At 64.1% G+C, this 20739-nt stretch carries 13 protein-coding genes and 2 pseudogenes; 8 read left to right on the top strand and 7 right to left on the bottom strand.

Translation table 11 applies throughout. The annotated features are described in order from the left end of the window. Positions 1–185 (bottom strand): annotated as a pseudogene (locus Q7V03_RS20225) (hypothetical protein); the annotation flags it as partial. Between the two features lie 358 nt (positions 186–543). Here Q7V03_RS20225 and Q7V03_RS20220 point away from each other — a divergent pair. From Q7V03_RS20220 to Q7V03_RS20205, 4 genes are all read left to right on the top strand, one after another. Further along, positions 544–819, top strand: a complete 276-nt coding sequence (locus Q7V03_RS20220; RefSeq protein ID WP_304927392.1) for a hypothetical protein — start codon at positions 544–546, stop codon at positions 817–819. Between the two features lie 355 nt (positions 820–1174). Continuing rightward, positions 1175–2926: an alpha/beta hydrolase gene (locus Q7V03_RS20215; protein ID WP_304927391.1), complete on the top strand. Its 1752-nt coding sequence runs from the start codon at positions 1175–1177 to the stop codon at positions 2924–2926. Between the two features lie 27 nt (positions 2927–2953). After that, positions 2954–4555, top strand: coding sequence for an MBL fold metallo-hydrolase RNA specificity domain-containing protein (locus tag Q7V03_RS20210; protein WP_304927390.1), 1602 nt, complete (start codon positions 2954–2956; stop codon positions 4553–4555). A gap of 93 nt (positions 4556–4648) precedes the next feature. Continuing rightward, positions 4649–5056, top strand: a complete 408-nt coding sequence (locus Q7V03_RS20205) for a universal stress protein (protein WP_304927389.1) — start codon at positions 4649–4651, stop codon at positions 5054–5056. A gap of 36 nt (positions 5057–5092) precedes the next feature. Here the strand turns inward: Q7V03_RS20205 and Q7V03_RS20200 are convergent, their stop codons facing one another. From Q7V03_RS20200 to Q7V03_RS20175, 6 genes and pseudogenes are all read right to left on the bottom strand, one after another. After that, the gene (locus Q7V03_RS20200; protein WP_304927388.1) at positions 5093–5341 is read right to left on the bottom strand and encodes an acyl carrier protein; all 249 of its coding nucleotides are present in this window, start codon (positions 5339–5341) and stop codon (positions 5093–5095) included. Next, on the bottom strand, positions 5338–6567 hold the full coding sequence (locus Q7V03_RS20195; protein WP_304927387.1) for a dihydrolipoamide acetyltransferase family protein: 1230 nt from the start codon (positions 6565–6567) through the stop codon (positions 5338–5340). Before Q7V03_RS20195 ends, Q7V03_RS20200 begins: the two co-directional genes overlap by 4 nt. Continuing rightward, a complete protein-coding gene (gene pdhA, locus Q7V03_RS20190; protein ID WP_304927386.1) occupies positions 6564–8555 on the bottom strand; it encodes a pyruvate dehydrogenase (acetyl-transferring) E1 component subunit alpha in 1992 nt (663 codons plus the stop codon). The genes Q7V03_RS20195 and pdhA overlap by 4 nt, the downstream gene beginning before the upstream one ends. Continuing rightward, complete coding sequence (gene acsA / locus Q7V03_RS20185) at positions 8552–10273, bottom strand: acetate--CoA ligase (protein ID WP_304927385.1); 1722 nt, start codon at positions 10271–10273, stop codon at positions 8552–8554. Before acsA ends, pdhA begins: the two co-directional genes overlap by 4 nt. Positions 10274–10441: 168 nt before the next feature. Next, a complete protein-coding gene (locus Q7V03_RS20180; RefSeq protein WP_304927384.1) occupies positions 10442–12016 on the bottom strand; it encodes a Na/Pi cotransporter family protein in 1575 nt (524 codons plus the stop codon). A gap of 85 nt (positions 12017–12101) precedes the next feature. Continuing rightward, a pseudogene (locus Q7V03_RS20175) lies at positions 12102–14726 on the bottom strand (HAD-IC family P-type ATPase). Positions 14727–14920: 194 nt separating this feature from the next. Between Q7V03_RS20175 and Q7V03_RS20170 the strand changes: the two are divergent. From Q7V03_RS20170 to Q7V03_RS20155, 4 genes are all read left to right on the top strand, one after another. Next, positions 14921–15757 carry a universal stress protein gene (locus Q7V03_RS20170; RefSeq protein ID WP_304927383.1) on the top strand — a complete coding sequence of 279 codons (837 nt, stop codon included), beginning with the start codon at positions 14921–14923 and terminating at the stop codon, positions 15755–15757. A 145-nt stretch (positions 15758–15902) separates the two neighbouring features. Continuing rightward, positions 15903–16619 carry an ABC transporter ATP-binding protein gene (locus Q7V03_RS20165; protein ID WP_304927382.1) on the top strand — a complete coding sequence of 239 codons (717 nt, stop codon included), beginning with the start codon at positions 15903–15905 and terminating at the stop codon, positions 16617–16619. Next, positions 16613–18979: an FtsX-like permease family protein gene (locus Q7V03_RS20160; RefSeq protein ID WP_304927381.1), complete on the top strand. Its 2367-nt coding sequence runs from the start codon at positions 16613–16615 to the stop codon at positions 18977–18979. The genes Q7V03_RS20165 and Q7V03_RS20160 overlap by 7 nt, the downstream gene beginning before the upstream one ends. Positions 18980–18982: 3 nt before the next feature. Then, positions 18983–20158 carry an efflux RND transporter periplasmic adaptor subunit gene (locus Q7V03_RS20155; RefSeq protein ID WP_304927380.1) on the top strand — a complete coding sequence of 392 codons (1176 nt, stop codon included), beginning with the start codon at positions 18983–18985 and terminating at the stop codon, positions 20156–20158. Positions 20159–20739: the final 581 nt, after the last annotated feature.

Raw genomic sequence — 20739 nt, 5'->3', positions numbered from 1 at the left:
GTGCGCAAGGAAAAGCCCATCATCGACAGGTCACCACCCACCGGCGCACGCACCGTCACCGCGGCCCCCGCGGCATAAAGGTCGCCCGCCACATCAGCTTCCAGATCAAGGTCAAAGCCCGCAACATGGGCATCGCCCCCCCACGCGCCCCTTTGTGACCAACGCGCCGCCCGACGCGAAGACATCACCTGGAGCCTGCAATTCCGGCAAGCCCGAGGAGCCTGCGATGAAGGTATCGGTCGCGAATTGCTGACGGGTGCGATCGCGAGGCGTGCGTCCCCGGGCGGCGACGAAGTGGGCGGCGTTCTTAAGGCAGAATTCTTCGTGGGTTGTCAGCGGCTTCATGGCGGTCTCCGTTGCGTTGCGATGGGTGCAGATATTGCAGGCCGTCAAAAGAGAGCTACTCCTAAGTCACTGACTAAATGGGGTTTATTGCAATGCTTGCGCGCCGATCTCCGCTGGATGCCTATCGCCCGCCCACCAATCGCGACAATTGACCTCGGTGCTACTTGGTATTACTTTTCGGCAACGGGAGTGACTAACATGAAGGTAAAGTCCTCGATCGCGTTGACCGACCAACAGCACGGTTTCGTCAGGGAACTTGTGGAAGCTGGGCGCTATCTCAGCGTCAGTGCCGTGCGGCAACAAGGGACCGATCTATTGCGGCAGCGGATGCAGGACGAGGATCTCGAAAGGGTGGCGCTGAAGGCCCTCTTGGACCAGCGTGCCGCAGGTGCGTTCGTCAGCCGCGCTCAGATGGATAAATCCACCGCGCGCATGATCGCAGAGAAGCGCCGCGCACAGGCGGTTCAGAATTGAATTCTTGGCGGAAGCCGTGCGTGATTTCGAGCTGATCTTAGATTACCTGTTCGAAAGCTAGCTCGGCTTCGACGAAGCGTTGAATTACTTCCTTCCCTAAAAACCGTGATCGACACCATAGCCCTTTGCGAAAGGCCAACCATTACCTGACCCCAGGCGGCAGTTCGCACGGAGGTCTGCGCCGCCTTCTTTTCACCGATCAAGACCGAAAAGCAGATCCGGCGCGGGTTGAAAGGATGACCTGCGTCAAGGCCGGAGTGATCTGATCGGGATAAGGTATTTCCTGTCCACAAGGAACGAGGCCAAGATGACTAGCACCCGGAAGAAACCGCCTCCCCCTCTCGGTGCCCCACCGATGATCGCCGGGCTTCCTGCGGTGATCGAGCCGCCACAACCGGTCGGGAATCCGCATCAGAACTTTGACCGCGCAGCCCGGGCCGCCGTGGCGCGGCTTTCGGGGGGCGTCTCTACCCATGCCTTTGTTGAGGCATGGAGCGACTGGGTCCAGCACCTCGCCCGCGCACCGGGCCGTCAGATGGAACTGGCCGAACACGCGCAACGCAGTCTGTTGAAGCTGGCGACGCTCGCGACCAACCCCGGCAACGCCCCTCCGTTTGCCCCGAAGCCCTATGATCACCGCTTTGACCATGGAGGCTGGCAAAAGCAGCCGTTCCAGATGTGGCAGCAGGGGTTTCTGGCCATGCAGGACTGGTGGGACCATGCCACCGAACCGATGCGCGGCCTGCGCCCGGACGACGCTGAGCGCACGCGCTTTCTGGCCCGCCAAACGCTTGACGTGCTGTCGCCCTCGAACGCGCCCTTCCTTAACCCAGAGATCATTGCCGAAACAGCAAGCACCGCCGGCCGCAACTTGACCGAAGGCGCAGCACATTTCGCACATGACGCCATGAAAATTCTGACCGGCCAGCGCGATCCGGCCCCCAAAGGCTATCAGATCGGCAAGAATCTCGCCTGCACTCCCGGTCAGGTCGTCTATCGCAACGACCTGATGGAACTGATCCAGTACACGCCGCAGACGCCGCAGGTCCACGCCCGGCCGATCCTGATCGTTCCGGCCTGGATCATGAAATACTACATCCTCGATCTGTCGCCCGAGAACTCGATGGTGCGCTATCTGGTCGGAAAAGGGTTCACCGTCTTCATGATCTCGTGGACCAACCCGACCTCTGATCAACGCGATCTGTCGCTGGAAGATTATCGCAAGCGCGGGGTGATGGCGGCGCTGAACGCGGTAACGGCCATTGTGCCGGATACGCCGGTTCAGGCGGTCGGCTACTGCCTTGGCGGCACCATTCTGGCGATTGCGGCGGCGACGATGGCGCGGGACCACGACAACTGGTTTGGGTCGGTCACGCTGATGGCCGCGCAAGTGGACTTTGCCGAGGCCGGTGAGCTTTTGTTGTTCCTCGACGAAAGCCAGGTGGCGTTTCTGGAGGATCTGATTTGGGAACAGGGCTATCTCGACCGCCCGCAGATGGCCCGCGCCTTTGCCGCCATCCGGGCCGAAGACCTGATCTGGACCCGCGCCGTGCAGCGCTATTTCCTGGGGCGCGAAGATGTGCCGACCGATATCGGCGTCTGGCTGTCGGACACCACAAGGATGCCCGCGCGCATGCATTCGCAATATCTGCGCGGGTTGTTTCTGGAAAACCGGCTGACGGCGGGGCGCTTCGCCGTTGAAGGCCGGGTTATAGCGCTGAAGGACCTGTCGGTGCCGCTGTTCGTGATCGGCACCGAAACAGACCACATCGCGCCTTGGCGGTCGGTCTACAAGACGAAATTGTTCACCGACAGCGACCTGACCTTCGTGTTGACCAAAGGGGGCCACAACAGCGGCATCCTCAGCGAGCCGGGACACAAGGGGCGACATTATCGCATCTCGCACCGCCAGGCGGGGGCGCATTATGTCGGTCCTGACGCCTGGCTGGCAGAGGCTGCGCCAAAGTCCGGATCGTGGTGGCCGGATTGGGCGGATTGGCTGGCAGCGCAGGGCGGAGGTCTGGTGAACGCCACTACAATGGGGGCACCGGATAAGGGCCTTGCCCCGCTTTGCCCCGCGCCCGGCAGCTATGTGATGCAGCTTTAAACGTGGAACCAAGGACAGGATAGCACCATGACCCACCCCCGCCTGACGTTTCACGGTGCCGCTCGTTCGGTGACTGGGTCCTGTTTCCGGCTGGAAACCGATCACGGAGACATCCTGATCGACTGCGGGTTGTTTCAGGGGTCGAAGACCGAAAAGGAACTGAACTACCGCCCCTTCCCCTTTGCGCCCGAGAAGATTGCAGCGGTGATCCTCAGCCATGCGCATATCGACCATGCGGGCCTCTTGCCCAAACTGGTGAAACACGGGTTCTCCGGGCCGATCCATGCGACACATGCCACGAACGATCTGGCCGGCGTGATGCTGCCCGACAGCGCGCATATTCAGGAGATCGAGGTTGAGCAGTTCAACCGTCGCGCCGCCCGCCGCGATCGCGGCTCGGTCACCCCGATCTATACCGGCGCCGATGCAGCGGCCTGCCTCGAGCAGTTCCGGTCGCACCCCTATGACAGCTGGTTTGACGTCCTGCCCGGCTTTCGGGCACGGTTCTGGAACGCCGGGCATCTTCTTGGGTCCGCCTCGGTCGAGGTTGAACTGGCGCAGGCCGAGGGTGACCCGCTGCGCATCCTGTTCTCGGCGGACATTGGACCGGACTACAAGCTGATGCAACCCGACCCCGAAGGACCAAGCGGTGTGGACTATCTGATCTGCGAGGCCACCTACGGGGATCGTGACCGCATTGATGCTACCGCCGACCGCCGCCGCCAACTCCTTTGCGATGAGGTGTGCGCTGCCATGCATCCCCATGGCACGCTGCTGATTCCATCTTTCGCAGTCGAACGCGCGCAGGAACTTATCAGCGATCTTGGCCGCTTGATTGCCGAGGGTGCATTGCCGCAGATCCCGATCTATGTCGACAGCCCGCTTGCCACCAAGGCAACGCGGGTTTTCGCCAAACATCACAAGGAGCTGGAGGAAGGTACGGCCCTGATGCAGGGCCTGAAATCAAGGCATCTGCATTTCACAGAGACGCGCGAACAAAGCATCGCACTTGACCGGGTACAGGGATTTCACATCGTCATAGCCGCCTCAGGGATGTGCGACGCAGGTCGCATCCGGTACCGATTGAAGAACTGGCTTTGGCGCGACGAGGCCACGGTACTGTTCACCGGCTTTCAGGCGGCGGGCACGCTGGGACGCATCTTGCAGGACGGAGCGAAATCGGTCCGTATCCAAGGCGAGGAATTCGCGGTGCGCGCCCGAATCCGGTCGCTTGACCTATACTCCGGTCACGCCGACGGCACCGAATTGCGCGACTGGATCAAGGCAAGGCTGCCGATCCGTCATCAGCTGTTCCTGGTGCATGGCGAGGAGCCCGCGATGGCAGGGCTTGCGGCGCGACTGGACGGTATCGTGGCACAGGACGACGTGTTACTGCCGAAGCTGGATGAGGGCTTTGTGCTGACACCGGACGGCACACAAAGCCTTGCCCCAACGACGCTACCGCGTCTTTCGCCTGAAAAGGTTGCGCACCTTGATTGGCACAACGACGTGTCGCGCCTGCTTTTGGAAATCAACGAAGGCCTTCGGGCCAGCCCGGACGAAAAGACCCGGGCCGCACTGATCCGCCGTTTGCAACGCGCGCTGAACGATGCAGAGCACCAGAGTTGATGGTTGAGGCGCGACGGCAACTATCTGACCCTTGTCAATACGTGGCTGGGTTCGATCCTGTAGCGTGGGCGAGTGCAAACTTGGGAGGGTGAAATGTACCAGCATATCCTTGTTGCCGTGGCATTTGACGCGGATCACGAGCCGGAGCGGTCGTTGCAGGCGGCAAAGGTTCTGTCATCGCCCGATGGGAAGGTGACGGTTTTGCATGTGAAGGAGAATATCCCAAGCTATGCGATCTCATATATCCCAGCGGATTATGAGGCCAATCTCAAGGTGGCCATCAGTGACCAACTGGAGGGGCTGGCCGCGCAACTTGAAGACGGCGCGGGCGTTTTGATCGAAGGGCATTCGGGCCAAACGATCTTGGAATGGGCCAAGGCCATTCAGGTGGATTGCATCGTGATCATGTCGCACCGGCCCGGATTGCAGGACTATTTCCTTGGCAGCACCGCCGGACGGGTCGTGCGCCACGCGCAATGCTCGGTCCATGTGATCCGCTAAAACGCTGACGCAGCATCTGCTAGCCTGCCCTGCGACTTACCCCGCGAGCGCCTGATCCAGATAGGCCACGGCCTTTGCTGTGGTGGCTAGCCGGGGGTAATCGGCCTCAGGGATCGGCAAACCAAGGCGTTTGTGCAATGCGCTGACAAGGTTCAGGAAATCCATAGAGTCCAGTCCCAGGTCATCCTGCAGATGGTCGTTGTCACGCAGGCTTTCGGCGTCGATATCGGGCGCGACGGCGATCAGATCAGCGATGAACGTGGCGCGTATCTCATCAAGGGTCATAGGCTCTCGGGCTCCTGCAAAAGTCGATTCATCTGGGCCAGAAACAGCGCGCCACGGCGACCGTCGCTGACCCGGTGATCGGCGGCAAGGGTGGCGGTCACGGCAAGGCGCAGCTCGACGCGACCCTCGCGCACCATGGGCCGCAGGCGCGGCGTGCCAAAGCCTACCAGCGCCACCTGTGGCGGGTAGATCACGCCAAACAGCGCATCCACGCCGGACTCCCCCAGCGAAGATATGGTGATCGTGCCTTGGGTGATCTCGCTGTTGCGCAGCCGTCCGGTGCGGGTGCGGGCGATCATGTCGCGCATCGCCTGCATGATCGCGTCAAGGTCCATGCCCTGCGCATCCGGAATCGCGGGTGCGATCAGACCGCCACCCCGCATCGCCACCGCCAACCCGCAATGAACGGCGGTTGAGGGGGCAAAGAGCTCCGCCTCGAACCGACCATTTAGTTCCGGCACCTTGGCCAGTGCCCGGACCACGGCGCCGATCAGAATCGCGCCCATCAGCAATCGCTGGTCCGGAGTGCGGCCGGCGTTGGTGGCAGTCAGCCAGTCCTGCGCGGTCTGCAGATCAATGTCGTGGCTCAGATAGTAGTGCGGGATCTCGCGCTTTGACCGGCTCATCGCGGCGGCGATGGCTCGGCGCATCTCGGTCATGTCAAGGCCCGGCTTGCCCTTCGGACGCCCCTCGGGGGCAAGTTCGGCGACCGACGTTGCAGGTGCAGGGACGTGCCGCTCGATATCCGATAACAGGATCGCACCGCTGGGGCCCGATCCCGTAACCGCCTCCAGCGCAATCCCAAGCTCGGCCGCGCTGGCCCGAGCGGCGGGCGATGCGAGCACGGTCCCGCCTTTGGTGGCTGCCGGAGCAGGGGCGCCCGCTACCGGCACGACCGGTTCGGCCGGCGGCTTCAGCGCTGGTTCGGGTGCGGGTGCGGTTGGCGCTGTGACCCTTGCGCCCGCCGGGACAGCGGCGATGTCCTTGTCGCCCGCCGCCCCCAACCGCGCCAGCGGCGCGCCCACCGGCAGCATCTGGCCCGGTTCTGCCAGCAGAGCGCCAATCTCGCTTGCTTCGAAAATCTCGATCTCTATGGCGCCCTTCTGTGTTTCAACCACCGCGACGATATCGCCTTTCGACACCCGGTCGCCCGGCTTGACCAGCCATTCGACAAGCTTGCCTTCCTCCATGTCGGCCCCGAGCGAGGGCATGGTGAAGATGCTCATGGCTTCACCCCCGGCAGGGCCTTCACCGCCGCGATGATGTCGGCCACCTGCGGCAGGGCGGCGGTTTCCAGATGCTTCGGATAGGGCACCGGCACCTCAGCCGAACATACCCGCGCCACTGGGGCGTCGAGATGGAAAAAGCAGTTCTCCTGCACCCTCGCGGCAATCTCGGCCGACAGCGACCCCGTGCGCCAGCCCTCGTCCACTATCACTGCGCGGCGGGTGCGCGCGACCGAGGCCATAATCGTCGCGTCATCCAGCGGGCGAAGCGAGCGCAGGTCGATTACCTCGGCCTCTATTCCGTCTTTCGCCAGCGCCTCGGCGGCCTCCAGCACCTTCCACAGCGAATAGGGCCATGCAATCAGCGTCACATCGCGCCCCGACCGGCGGATGACCGCGCGGTCGATGTCCACGGCCCCCGCGTTGGCGGCAATTTTGCCGGCCATGTTGTAGAGCATGACATGTTCAAGGATGATCACCGGGTCGGGGTCCTCCAGCGCGGTTGCCAGCATGCCTCGCGCGTCTTCCAGCGTGGCTGGGGCCACGACCCGCAGGCCGGGGATATGGGCAAAGAACGCCTCAAGGCTATGCGAGTGCTGCGCCGCGAGCTGGCGCCCTGCCCCGGTCGCCATGCGGATGACAAGCGGCACCCCGAACTGTCCGGCCGACATGTGCCGGATGGTGGCGGCGGTGTTCAGGATCTGATCCAGCGCCAGCAGCGAGAAGTTGACCGTCATGATCTCGACGATCGGCCGCATCCCCACCAGCGCGGCACCAATGCCCGCCCCGGTGAAACCGGATTCCGACAACGGCGTGTCGCGGATGCGCTCGGGGCCAAATTCCTTCAACAGCCCCAGCGAGACGGCGTAGCAGCCGCCATAGGCCCCGATATCCTCGCCCATCATGAACACGCGGTCGTCGCGCAACAGCGCCTCGGTAATCGCCTGCCGACAGCATTCGCGGTAGGTGCTGTCAACGGGTGGTGTGGGGGCCACCGGGTCGGGCGGCGCAGGCCGGGTTTCGGCCACCACATGGCGCAACAGGTCTTCGACCGGCTCCAGAGGGGCCTGCTCGCAGGCGGCTACGGCATTGCGCAACTGCGCCTCGACCTCGGCCTCGATGGCATCGACCTCGGCCTGATGCAGCAGGTTGTTGTCCAGCAGCCAGGATTGAAACCGGGTGATCGGCGCCCGTTTGCGCCATTCGGCCACCTCGGCCTTGTCGCGGTATTTCTCGGCGTCGAACATCGAATGCGGCCGGGTGCGATAGGTCTGGCATTCCAGAAACTGCGGCCCGCTGCCCGCCCGCATTGCCTCGACCAAGCGGCGCGCAGCTGCCTCGACGGCCACCACATCGTTGCCGTCGACGCTTTCGGCGGGCATCCCGTAGCTGGCGGCGCGGGGGGTGAAATCGGGGTTGGCCTGCACACGGGCCACGGCGGTGCCCATGGCGTAGAGATTGTTTTCCAGCACGAAGAGCACCGGTAGCTTCCAGAGGGCCGCGAGGTTCATCGCCTCGTGGAACTCGCCCTCAGCCAGCGCCCCGTCGCCGAAAAAGCAGACTGTCACCTGGTCCTGTGCCTGCAGCTTGTCGCCCAGGGCCAGCCCCACGGCCAGCGGCAACCCGCCCCCGACAATGGCATTGCCGCCGTAGAGGTTGGTCTCGGCAGCGAAGAGGTGCATCGAACCGCCGCGACCACCCGAGCAACCGGTGGCCTTGCCATACATCTCGGCCAGCGCGGATTCCATGCTCATGCCGCGGGCGAGAGCGTGGCCATGCTCGCGGTAGGTCGAAACCACCCTGTCGCGCGGCTCCAGCGCCGCCGCGATGCCCACGGCCACGGCATCTTCGCCGTCGTAAAGGTGCAGGAAGCCACGGATCTTTTCCTGGGTGTAAAGCTCGTAGCACTTTTCTTCAAAGCGCCGAATGCGGATCATGCCGCGCAGCAGGTTGCCGACATGGGCGTGGTCCAGCTTGACCTTGGTCATTTCGCATCCCCCTCCAGCGTGGAAAGATCGCCCTCCAGCAAGCCCAATTCGCGCGCCCGCAACAGCCGCCGCATTATCTTGCCCGATCTTGTGCGCGGCAGGTTGTCGCGAAATACGATCTCGCGAGGGGCAACGGCGGGGCCGAGGCGCTTGCGCGCATGGCCCCGCAATTCGCGTTCCAGCGCCTCGCCCGCCGTGAACCCGGACTTCAGGGTGACGAAGGCCTTGACCACCTCGCCGGCGGTTTCATCCGGGATGCCGATCACGGCTGCTTCGGCCACGGCGGGGTGTTCGATGAGGGCGCTTTCCACCTCGAACGGGCCGATAAGGTGACCGGAGGATTTGATCAGGTCATCCGCGCGTCCGACGAACCAGTAATAGCCGTCGCCGTCACGCATCGCGAGGTCGCCGGTCAGATACCAGCCACCCGCAAAGCATTTGGCATAGCGTTCGGGCTGGCCCAGATAGGCCCGCATCATCGAGGGCCAGCCGGGGCGCAGCGCCAGTTCACCAATACTGCCGTCGGGCTGTTCGGTCACGTTGTCATCCTCGCGCGCAACGATCCCGGCGGTTATCCCCGGCATGGGCTTGCCCATCGCGCCGGGCTTGATATCCATCTCGGCGATGTTGCCGATCATGATGCCGCCGGTTTCCGACTGCCACCAGTTGTCGTGGAACGGCAGGCCAAAGACCTGCTGGCCCCAGATCACGCATTCGGCGTTCAGGGGTTCCCCAACCGAGGCCAGAAATCGCAAGGCCGAGAAGTCGCGCTTCTTGGCCGCGTCTGCACCGGCCCGCATCAGCATGCGGATCGCGGTGGGGGCGGTGTACCAGACCTGCACCCGCTCGCGTTCAAGGATCGTGTACCAGCGGTCAAGGTCGAACTCGGCCTCGTCCACCACCATCGTCACGCGATTGCACAAGGGCGAGATGATGCCATAGCTCATCCCCGTGACCCAGCCAGGGTCGGCGGTGCACCAGTAGATGTCGCCGGGTTTCAGATCGAGCGCGAGGCGACCCGTTTCGGCGTGGGCAACCACTGCTTCATGCACATGTACAACCCCCTTCGGCAGACCGGTAGTGCCCGAGGTGAAGTGCAGAAGCGCCATGTCCTCGGGCATGGTCTTCACCGTCTCGAAAGTTGTGGGCGCCACAGACATCGCCGGACCCAACGCTACGCAGTTCACGGGTGCCTCATCCCCGATGATCAGCACCAGCTTCAGCCCCGGCATGTCCGCCCGCCAGTCCGCCACCTTGCGGCGGTATTGCGCCTCGGTCGTGACCAGAACGGAAGCCCCGCCAATCGCCATCCGCGCGCGCACCGGCTCGGGGCCGAAGGCGGCGAAGAGGGGGCTGACCACCACACCCGCTTTCAAGGCACCAAGGGTTGCCGCGTATAGTTCTGGCACCCGGCCCGAGAGCAGAAACAACCGTTCGCCCGGGCCGATGCCATGGGCGAGCAGCACATGGGCAAAGCGGGCAGCATTGGCCGCCAGATCGGCATAGGTCAGCACCTGCCGTTCGCCCTCACGCCCGAGCCAGATCAGCGCCGGTTGCGCGCCATGACCTGCCGCCACATGGCGACCCACCGCCTCATGCGCGATGTTAAGCCCGCCTCCCGGCAGCCCTTCCAGCCGCGCCCGTGCTGCATCCCAGCCCGTCGGCAGGGCACTCGGAACCCCTCCCGGCATGGTCTTCGCGATGATCGCATGCACCATCCTGTGCTCCCCGATTGCCGATGACCGAACGCGTCGCCCGGCAGACCTTCGTGCGACCTGCCCCCACAGGCCCCCTGCGCCGATGATCACGGATTGATCGGGCACTGTCCTTGATTCATGTCATCTCTTTCCCGCACGGCCCGCTAAATTCACTCCGCATCCCGCGCGTCAGACTGGGTGCACGGCCTTCATCTGTGGACCTGCCGCAAGCGCGCCGTAATGGGCGATCCGCTCGGCATGTTCGGCGACCCGGTCCAGCCACTGCAGCGCGTCGGTTTCGCGAAACACGTCCGCAGAGCCGATCAAGCCAGCATGTTCGCGCAGCAGCGCCCCGCGCCGATGCCGCAGCGCAAAGCCCCGGATGCGTGCAAACAAGCGGGTGGCCTGATCCGCCTTGCGCGGTCTGGCAAGGGCTGCGGCAATGGCCCGTGCGGGTCGGGCCAGACGCGGGCTGTTGGCCAGATGGGCGATCCGGTCCTGCTCTTCGCTCCGCGCGGTCAGCCGAGTGATATGGTCGGTCAGATGCATCAGCGCGGCCATCCGTTTCAGCGGCTCCGGCCGGTCCGGCGGCAAGTGCAGCCGCGAAAGCCAGGTCTCCAGTGCCTTGCGGGCTGGCTCCACCCGGCCGGGCAGCGAGGCCAACGGGCTCAGGTCGCGTGCGCCTTGCGGCGCCAGCGCGGCCTGCAGCGCCCGGCCAATGGCCTCGGTGATGGCCGTCGCCGTGCGCGCGGCGGCATCCAGCGCGGTGCCGCTGTCGGCCAGAAGCTCCGGGTCCAGCGCGGTGGCCAGCGTTACCGGCCGATCCGGCACCAGCCAGATCACCAGCGCCGCGAAGGGCCCTGTAAACGGCAGGAACAATGCCGCACCCAACACATTCAATCGGGTGTGGAACAGCACCAGCGCCGTCTGATCATCCATCCCGGTCACCGCATTGTGCAGAAGCGGCGCCAGCACATCGATCAGCGGAAACGCCAGCATGGCCGAGATGAAATTGAACAACAGGTTGGCAAGGGCCGCACGCAGCACCTCGCTGCCGCCGCCCAGACTGGCCAGAAAGCCTGTCAGCGTGGTACCCACGTTCATGCCAACCACCATCGCTGCCGCTTGTCCAAAGCTCAGTGTGCCAGACCCCAACAGGATCAGCGTCATCGCAATCCCCGCCGACGAGCTTTGCATGATCGCTACGACGACCAGACCAATCAGAACCAGCGCCAGCCGTCCGGCCCAGTCGTCTGCGGGCAGCCAGTCCGGTGTCACATAGGCCTGCACGCCCGCAGAGGCGGCCTGCATCAGGTCCAGCCCGATGAACATCAGCGACAGACCCGCCAACATCCGGCCCGCCCGCGCCAACTGTCCCTGGCCAAGGATCCCCATCAGGGACGCCGCAAACAGGACAGGCAGGGCAAGCACGCCCAGCTTCAGCTTCACCCCGACCAGCATGATGATCCAGCCGGTCACCGTCGTGCCGATGTTGGCGGCAAAAATCACGCCCAGCGATTGCGAAAAGCCGATCAAGTCCGCGCCGACAAAACCGATGGTCATGATCGTGACGGCCGTGGACGACTGCACAACTGCGGTAATGCCGGCCCCGGTCAACACGCCGCGGAGCGGGGTCGAGGTCATTTGCAACAGCCAGCGTCGCAACCCATCACCGGCAAGCGACCGCAACGCCGCCGTCATCGTCTCCATCCCGAACAGAAAGAGCCCGATTCCGCCCTGAAACCCCAGGATTCCACCAGTCATGGATCGACCCTGCCGCAGGCTTGCTGGCGCTGCAGTTGATGCCGACGGGCCATGGGCGGTCGGGTTTTGAATGAGGCCATCCTCATCATCCTTTTAGCCCAAGCCTGATCTGCTTTTCGATCTCGATCAGCGCGAAGAAGGCGGCACCAATGGCCACGATCAACAATCCATCCATCAGCGGAACGGGCCTTGTTCCCAGCACGGATTGCAGGGGCACCAGGTGGGTGACGGCGAATTGGGCGGCCGTGATGATGATGGCCACGGTCCAGACCACCCGGGTTCCCCGCGCGGCGGCCCAAGTCAGCGAGGTGCTGTGGATGTTGCGGATGAAGAAGAGGTGGAAGCTCTCCAGCACAACCAACGTGTTCATCGCCATGGTCTGTGCCAGTGCCAGCGGGTAGCCCTTGTCGATAGCGTAGTTGAAAACGCCGAAAACCTCCGCCACGAACAATGTCGCGACCAGAACAACATGCTAGACAAGTTCTCCCGACAGGATCGGCGCATCGCGGGGGCGCGGCGGGCGGGCCATGGTGCCGGCTTCCGTCGGCTCGAAGGCAAGCGCGAGGCCAAGCGTGATGCCGGTGATCAGATTGACCCAAAGGATCTGCACCGCCGTGATCGGCAGGGCAAGGCCCAGCAGCAACGCAAGCACCACCACCATCGCCTCGCCTGCGTTGGTGGGCAATTCGAAACTGATCACCTTCTTGAGGTTGTCATAGACCGTGCGTCCCTCGCGCACCGCCGCCGCGATGGAGGCGAAATTGTAGTCGGCCATCACCAGATCCGCGGCCTCCTTGGCGGCCTCGGAGCCCTTCAACCCCAGGGCGATGCCCGCATCGGCGCGTTTCAGGGCGGGCGCATCGTTCACCCAGTCGCCGGTCATCGCGACCGACAATCCATTCGCCTGCAGGGCTGTCACCAGCCGCAGCTTGTGCTCGGGGCTGGTGCGGGCAAAGATGTCAACGCTTGCCACCTCTGACGCCAGTTGCGCATCGTCGAGCTTGTCAAGATCGGCACCGGTCAGCACGCGGTCAGGGTTGGCCAGCCCGATCCGGGCGGCAATCGCCGCCGCCGTGCCCGCATGATCGCCGGTGATCATCTTCACCCGGATGCCCGCCGCGCGACACTCGGCCACGGCGGCAATCGCCTCGGGGCGGGGTGGGTCGATCAGGCCGACGAGGCCGAGGAAGGTCAGCCCCTCGTTCAATGTGTGCGCGTCGATCCGCTCGCCTGGCTCGGCCCGTTCAGCCAGCGCCAGCACGCGCAACCCGCGCCGGGCCAGCGCCTCGGCCCGGTCGTGCCAAAGGTGCCCATTGATGCCGTCGCACATATGCAGCACCCGTTCCGGCGCGCCCTTCACATGGATCACGCGCCTGTCCGGGCCTTCCGTCAGCACCGCCATGAAGCGGTGGCGGCTGTCGAAGGGGACGGCGTCAAGACGCGCTGCTACGCCCGCGCCGCCAACCTTGCCCGCAAAAGCCAGAAGTGCGCCCTCCATCGGATCGCCCTCTACCGTCCAGAGCCCGTCGCGGCAATTCAGCGCCGCGTCGTTGCACAGCGTCGCCGCCCGGGCGAGGCAGGTCAGATCGCCCGCGGGCGTGACAGCACCTTCGGGGGCATAGCCGTCGCCGGTTATCGCCCCCCCCTCCGGCGTCTCAGCGGCGGTGACCACCATTTCGTTGCGGGTCAGCGTGCCGGTCTTGTCGGTGCAGATCACCGAAACCGAGCCGATTGCCTCGATCGCGGGCAGGCGGCGGACGATGGCGTGGCGCCGCGCCATTGCCTGCACGCCGATGGCCAGGGTGATGGTCATCACCGCAGGCAGGCCTTCGGGGATCGCTGCCACGGCGACGCCGACCACGGCCATGAACAGCTCGGAAAAGTCCTGGTGCCCGACGAAGTAACCGTAGGCGAGCAGCAGGCTCGAGGCGAGCAGGATCAGGAACGACAGCCAGCGCGCGAAATGGTCCATCTGGGCGACCAGTGGCGTGGTCAGTTGCTCTACCCCCGCCAACAGCCCACCGATGCGCCCGATCTCGGTCCCAGCCCCGGTCGCCACCACCAACCCGCGCGCGGTGCCCTGCGTCACCAGCGTGCCCGACCACAGCATCGAGCGGCGGTCGCCAAGCGGTGCGTCGGCGGCGACCGCGGCGCTTCCCTTTTCGACGGGCACGGATTCGCCGGTCAGGATCGCCTCATGCGCCGCGAATCCGCGCGCCTCCAGCACCCGAAGATCAGCGGGCACCTTGTCGCCCGCCTCCAGAAGCACGATGTCACCTGGCACAAGGTCGGCCCCGTCTACCGTGACCCGCGCCCCGTCGCGCAGCATGGCGGCCCTTGGCGCAAGCATCCCCCGGATCGCCGCCATCGCCGTCTCAGCTTTGCCCTGCTGGACAAAGCCGATGATCGCATTGGCCAGCACCACCGCCAAGATCACTCCGGTATCGACCCAATGCTGCAGTGCGCCCGTCACCACGGCAGCGCCGAGCAGCACTTAGATCAGCACGTTGTAAAATTGCAAAAGGAACCGCAGCACCGGCCCGCGCGCCCGCACCTCGGGAAGACGGTTCGGCCCATGTTCCGCCAGCCTCCGCCCCGCCTCGGCCCCGGTCAGGCCGTCGGGGTGAGCATCAAGGGCGGCCAGACAGGCCGCTGCGGGCTGGCTGTGCGGAGCGACCGGAAAGGCCCCGAACCGGCTGGTATCGGACATGCGGCATCTCCGGAGCCCTTGGGCGTTGCGTTTGGTGCAGCATAATCTGGTTTGTTCAACCGGTATTGTTCCAGATCAATTTGGTAGCTGCATTTCCATGTTAGCCGATGATTGTCGTCCCAGATTGCTGAAGGCGGATTTTTGTCGTCCTGACCTGCCTTCCGGAGTCGCCCGCACCCTAAGGAGATTTCGTGATGCAAGCCCGAACCGCATACCTCCCAATTTCAACCTACCCGGAAACCGTCCCTGACGATTCGATCATTGCAGCGGTGGGGTTCGCGGCGTCGCTGGGGTGTGCATTGCACGTCACGACATTCGCAGTCGACATTCCGCAGTTAAGATCACCGTTGGGTAGCTTGCTGCTCGACATACCCGGACTCGTCCGCACCGCCGAGGAGAAGAGCCGGGCCGATTGTCTTCGCCTTCAGGGCCTTGTGCGCGAGGCGGCAAGGTTGCACCCGAATGCGGACGTCACGATCCGGGAGATCGTGCTGGGCGGCGCACTCGATGCCGCTGCGGCGGAGGCGCGATACTACGACCTCTGCGTGCTTCCTTGGACTGGCGAGACGCTCGCGGCGCAGGAAATGGCGCAAGCCGTCGTCTTCGGGTCCGGTCGCCCGGTGATTCTGGTGCCTCCCTCGGCCCGTCCTGCGCCGCTTGAACATATCGCGGTCGCCTGGGATGCAAGCCGCGTGGCCGCACGCGCCTTGTGGGATGCTCTGGCCCTCGTGCCTGAGAATTGCCGCATCACGGTGCTGACCATCCGCGACGAGAAACCGCTGAGCGCGCCTGATCTTGCCGCATCGCTGGCAACCATGCTTGGGAAGCGGGGGTATGCGGCCAAGCCTCTCGACATCATGCTGTGTGACAAGACCATCGCCGAGGCGTTGCAGGATGCCGTCATGGAAGCGGGCGCGCAGATTCTGGTGATGGGCGGCTTCGGCCATTCCCGCCTGCGCGACTTCATTCTTGGTGGTGCGACGCAGGGCGTTTTCCGCGACCTGCGCCTGCCGGTGCTGCTGTCACACTGAAGCGCGGAGCGGTCAAAGGGCATTGCGGCGCGTCAGGGCGTCATCAGTGGCCAGCCAGGACACCCGCCATCCATCGGTTGACCTGCGTCAAGGCCACGCTGTCGAAACCGCCTAGGTTGGTCGCGTGCAAAGGAGCAATCACGCCATGGTGGCTGGGGCTGACATTGTGTTTCGTGCCAAGGGCCTGACAAAGGTCTACCGCATCGGCGAATTGGAGGTGCATGCCCTGCGCGGCGTGGATTTTCAGGCCAGCCGCGGCGAATTCATCGTGATCCTCGGCCCGTCGGGATCGGGCAAGTCCACTTTCCTGAACATCGTGGGTGGGCTTGACGCAGCGACCGCCGGAGAGGCCTGGTTCGAAGATCATCAGTTGACCGCGCTGGACGAGCGTGGCCTGACCCAATACCGCCGCGACCATGTCGGCTTTGTCTTTCAGTTCTACAATCTGGTGCCCAGCCTGACGGCGCGCGAAAACGTGCAGCTTGTGACCGAAATCGCCAGGCACCCGATGAAGGCCGACGATGCGTTGGCGCTGGTTGGGTTAAGCGAGCGGCGCGATCACTTTCCGGCGCAACTGTCGGGCGGCGAACAGCAAAGGGTCGCAATTGCCCGCGCCATCGCCAAGAACCCCGAGGTGCTGTTGTGCGACGAGCCGACCGGGGCGCTTGACAGCGCAACCGGGATAAAGGTGCTGGAATCGCTGACCTTGGTCAACCGAACCATCGGCGCCACGACGCTGGTGATCACCCACAATGCCGCGATCCGCGACATCGCCGACCGGGTCTTGCGCTTTGCCGATGGGCAGATCGTGGAAGAGACGGTCAATACCACGAAGAAGAACCCTTCGGAGGTGACATGGTAATCTCGCCGCTGCACCGAAAGGCCTTGCGAGACCTGCGCCGCCTTTGGGCGCAGGTGCTGGCCATCGCGCTGGTGCTGGCGGCGGGCGTGGCCACGATGATCCTGGGGAATGGTGCCTATGCTTCGTTGTTCGAAACGCGCGCGCGCTACTACGAGGCCAACCGCTTTGCCGATGTCTTTGCCGATGTGACGCGCGCGCCGCGGGCGCTGATGGGTGAGATCGAGGCGATTGACGGCGTGTTGGCAGCCGAAGCGCGGATTGTGAAGCTGGGGCTTCTCGACCTGGCAGACATGGCAGAGCCGGGGTCGGTTCTGTTCGTATCGCTGCCCGAAAACGCCGAGGTGGGCCTGAACCGGCTGCATCTGCGGCAGGGGCGTTTGCCTGATCCGCAATCCAGCGATGAAGTGGTCATCTCAGAGGGTTTTGCCGCCGCCCATCGGCTGCGCCCCGGTGCGCCGCTTGGGGTGCTGATGAACGGACAAAGGCTTGAGTTGCTGGTCACGGGCATCGCGCTTTCGCCCGAGTTCGTCTATGCGCTCGGGCCCGGCGAGATGATGCCCGACCCGCGCCGATTTGGTGTCGCATGGCTGCCACGCGCCAGTCTTGAGGCCGCTTTTGACCTTGAAGGTGCCTTTTCGAACGTCGTGCTGAAGCTGGCCCCCGGTGCGTCGCAAGACCGGGTCATCGCGGCACTGGACCGGCTGACCGCCCCCTATGGCGGGATAGGTGCCACGGGACGCAGCGACCAGATCTCGCATGCCTTCCTCGATGCTGAACTGAAACAGCTCAGCGCCATGGTCAAGGTTCTGCCGCCGATCTTCCTGCTTGTCGCGGCCATGCTGGTGAACATGACGCTGTCGCGCCTGATCACGCTGGAACGCGAACAGATCGGGCTTCTGAAAGCCATCGGCTATTCCGCGCGCGCCATTGCGCTGCACTATGTGGAGTTTGTGCTGCTGATCGCGGTTTTGGGTATTGCCATCGGCCTGATGGCCGGTGCCTGGCTGGGGATGGGGCTCGCGCAGATGTATGCGCACTTTTTCTCATTTCCGTTTCTGGTCTTCACGCGCGACCCGCAGATTTATGTGATTGCGTCCGGCATCACAGCGGCTGCGGCGGTGGGGGGCGCGATTTACGCTGTGCGCGCCGTCCTGACCCTGCCACCAGCCGTGGCCATGGCCCCGCCCGCGCCAGCGGACTACCGCAGGCGGCAGAGCCGTTTGCCGCACGTCTTCGCAATGCGTCAGACCAGCGTGATGATCGCACGGCATTTGTTCCGCTGGCCGTTCCGCACGCTGTCCAGCACCTTCGGCATCGCCATGTCGGTCGCCATCCTGGTCGCTTCGCTTTGGTCGTTTGGCTCGATCAACCACATGATCGACGTCACCTTCTTCCGCGCGGAACGCCATGATGCGCAGGTGGTCTTCGGCTCGCCCGAACCGCTGCGCGCGGTGTATGCCGCCCGCCAGATGCCCGGCGTGATGGTGGCAGAGCCGTTCCGGCTGGTCGCCGCCCGGATCAGCCATCGCAATCTGTCGAAACGGCTGGCGCTCATCGGCAAGATCGAAGACCCAAGGCTGTCGCGCGTGCTGGACCCAGCCTTGCGCCCCATGACGATGCCCGAGGCGGGGCTGGTCCTGTCGGCGGCGCTGGCCGAGGCGCTGAATGTTCGGGCGGGCGACACCGTGACTGTTGAGTTCCCGGAAGGCCGCCGTCCCACCGTCAGCCTGCCGGTCAGTGGTATCTCCCTCGGCTATGTCGGTCTGGGAGCGGCCATCGACATCACCGCGCTGAACCGGACCATGGGGGAAGGCGCGCTGATTTCAGGCCTGAACCTGCAGATCGACGCGGCCGCGCAAGCGGATTTCTTTGCCGCCGCCAAGTCGACGCCGAAGACCGAATTCGTGACCGTCACCGCGCTGACCATTTCACGCTTCAAACAGACGCTGGCCGAGAACATCACCGTGATGATCACCGTCTACGTTATCCTTGCCGCGATCATCGCTGTGGGTGTTGTCTATAACTTCACCCGGATATCGCTGTCCGAACAGGGGCGGGAACTGGCCAGCCTTCGCGTTCTCGGCTTCACCCGGGCCGAAGTGGCGGGCGTTCTCTTTGGCGAACTGGCGGCTGTCGTCCTGCTGGCCCAGCCTCTTGGCTGGCTGATCGGCTATGCCATCGGCGTAAGCATGGTTGCCGCCTTTTCATCCGATCTTTACCGCGTGCCCTTTGTGGTGGGGCGCGAGGTCTATGCGACGGCCAGTCTGGTCGTCTTTGCCGCAGCCCTTGCCTCTGCCGTGGCAATCCGGGCGCGGATCAACACCCTCGACATGATCGAGGTTCTTAAGACAAGGGAATGACCCATGCGCCACTTGTTTGCCGGGCTTGCCGCCGTTCTGGTTCTAGGCCTTATCATCTGGGCCTTGCTGCCCCGTCCTGTCGGGGTGGAACTGGCCGATGTCGCCCTCCGTACCATCGAGGTGGTGGTCGAGGAAGAGGGCGAGGCCCGCATCCGCGAAGTGTTCACTGTCTCGGCCACTGTCGCGGGCAAGCTGCAGCGTATCATCCTTCATGCAGGAGATCCGGTCGTGGCGGAAGAAACCGTCGTCGCCCTGATCGGCTCGGCGGCACCGGCCTTGCTGGACGCGCGGGCGCGCGCCGTGGCCGAAGCAACCGTGGAAGCAGCGGCGGCCGCAGTCGATCTGGCCAGCGCGCAGGTAGCACAAGCCGAGGCGACACTGGTCTTCATGACGGCTGAAGCGGATCGCGCGCGCGCTTTGCTCGAAAGGTTGGCCGTTCCACAGCGCACATATGATAATGCGATCCTGCAACAGTTGACGGCCCGGGCGGCGGCGGACAGTGCACATGCAAACCTTGCTGTACGCGAACAAGAATTGGAAAGTGCCAGGGCCGTTCTAGGCATGGGCGACGCGAACGGCACCCCGGACTGCTGCATCGAACTGATCTCCCCGGTTTCTGGTCAGGTGTTGCGAGTGCTGTCCGAGAACGAACAGGTCGTCCCGTCCGGCGCGCCGATCCTTGAGGTTGGCGATCCGGGCAACCTGGACGTGACCGTGAAGCTGCTGTCACGCGATGCAGTCCGCGTGCAAGAAGGGGCACGGGCGGAAATCACCGGTTGGGGCGGACCGTCGATTGCTGCCGTTGTGGAACGGGTCGAGCCGTCGGCCCTGACGCAGGTTTCGGCACTGGGCATCGACGAGCAGCGGGTTGAGGTCATCTTGGCCCTGCGCGGCGATCCGGCCGAGCGGCGGCTGCTTGGCCACGGGTTTCGCGTCATTGCCCGCATTGCACTTTGGCGCGAGGAAGAGGTTCTGTCGGTCCCGGTCGGCGCGCTGTTCCGCGACGGTTCGGACTGGGCAACCTATGTGGTGCACGATGGGCGGGCGCGGTTTCAGACTATAAGCCTTGGCGAGCGAAACGAGGCATTTGCGCAGGTTCTGGATGGCCTGCAGCCTGGCGATCAGGTGATCCTTCACCCCAGCGATCTTGTCACAGACGGGGTTGCCGTGGCCCCTTAGACGCTTCAGCAGGGGCGGCCAGAGGCCTCGACATTCCGGCCCGCGTTTCGTCGCAGTCTCAAGGGCGTGAGCGCCGCGTCACCCCCGCCGCCCTCCGGCATGGTCTTCGTCTTTGCCGGTATTCATGAACAACTGGGCCACCGATGCAGCGGTCGTCGACGACTGTTCTGATGTGTATGTAGAGATCGGCTACTGACGGGACAGCCGAGGAAAACGCATTGTCGCATTCCGGTCCTTTCGATCCGGCCTGATCGAACGGGCACTGGAAAATGGCTATCCAGATCAAGGCGCAGGTTGAGTGTTTTGCGCAAGGTTTCCGCATTGGTGCAAACCTGCCCGGATCTGCGATCCGATTTGATTCGGCAGATGCCCGAAAAGGAGCACAACGATGAAAGGCTACGGGGGCGGACGGCAACCACCCCATCTATTCAGACATAAGTGGGTAATCCCCCCCGAAAGTAAGGGGCTGCATAAGTAGAATTTTCTCGGTAATATGAACGAGGAGATTCCGAATGAAGACAAGCAGATACACTGAGGCGCAGATCCTCGCGATCCTGCGTCAGGCTGAAGGCGGGATGCCG

Origin of the sequence: Cypionkella sp. (genome assembly GCF_030652235.1) — a bacterium.
Classification (GTDB): Bacteria; Pseudomonadota; Alphaproteobacteria; order Rhodobacterales; family Rhodobacteraceae; genus Cypionkella.
This window is presented reverse-complemented; position numbering and strand designations above follow the sequence as displayed.

Bases quoted from the DNA above. Each gene is read 5' to 3' on its own strand.
- Q7V03_RS20165 (WP_304927382.1), top strand. From the start codon at position 15,903: ATGGTGGCTGGGGCTGACATTGTGTTTCGTGCCAAGGGCCTGACAAAG.
- Q7V03_RS20205 (WP_304927389.1), top strand. From the start codon at position 4,649: ATGTACCAGCATATCCTTGTTGCCGTGGCATTTGACGCGGATCACGAG.
- Q7V03_RS20160 (WP_304927381.1), top strand. From the start codon at position 16,613: ATGGTAATCTCGCCGCTGCACCGAAAGGCCTTGCGAGACCTGCGCCGC.
- Q7V03_RS20210 (WP_304927390.1), top strand. From the start codon at position 2,954: ATGACCCACCCCCGCCTGACGTTTCACGGTGCCGCTCGTTCGGTGACT.
- Q7V03_RS20195 (WP_304927387.1), bottom strand. From the start codon at position 6,567: ATGAGCATCTTCACCATGCCCTCGCTCGGGGCCGACATGGAGGAAGGC.
- Q7V03_RS20180 (WP_304927384.1), bottom strand. From the start codon at position 12,016: ATGACTGGTGGAATCCTGGGGTTTCAGGGCGGAATCGGGCTCTTTCTG.
- Q7V03_RS20200 (WP_304927388.1), bottom strand. From the start codon at position 5,341: ATGACCCTTGATGAGATACGCGCCACGTTCATCGCTGATCTGATCGCC.
- Q7V03_RS20170 (WP_304927383.1), top strand. From the start codon at position 14,921: ATGCAAGCCCGAACCGCATACCTCCCAATTTCAACCTACCCGGAAACC.
- Q7V03_RS20155 (WP_304927380.1), top strand. From the start codon at position 18,983: ATGCGCCACTTGTTTGCCGGGCTTGCCGCCGTTCTGGTTCTAGGCCTT.
- pdhA (WP_304927386.1), bottom strand. From the start codon at position 8,555: ATGACCAAGGTCAAGCTGGACCACGCCCATGTCGGCAACCTGCTGCGC.
- acsA (WP_304927385.1), bottom strand. From the start codon at position 10,273: ATGGTGCATGCGATCATCGCGAAGACCATGCCGGGAGGGGTTCCGAGT.
- Q7V03_RS20215 (WP_304927391.1), top strand. From the start codon at position 1,175: ATGATCGCCGGGCTTCCTGCGGTGATCGAGCCGCCACAACCGGTCGGG.
- Q7V03_RS20220 (WP_304927392.1), top strand. From the start codon at position 544: ATGAAGGTAAAGTCCTCGATCGCGTTGACCGACCAACAGCACGGTTTC.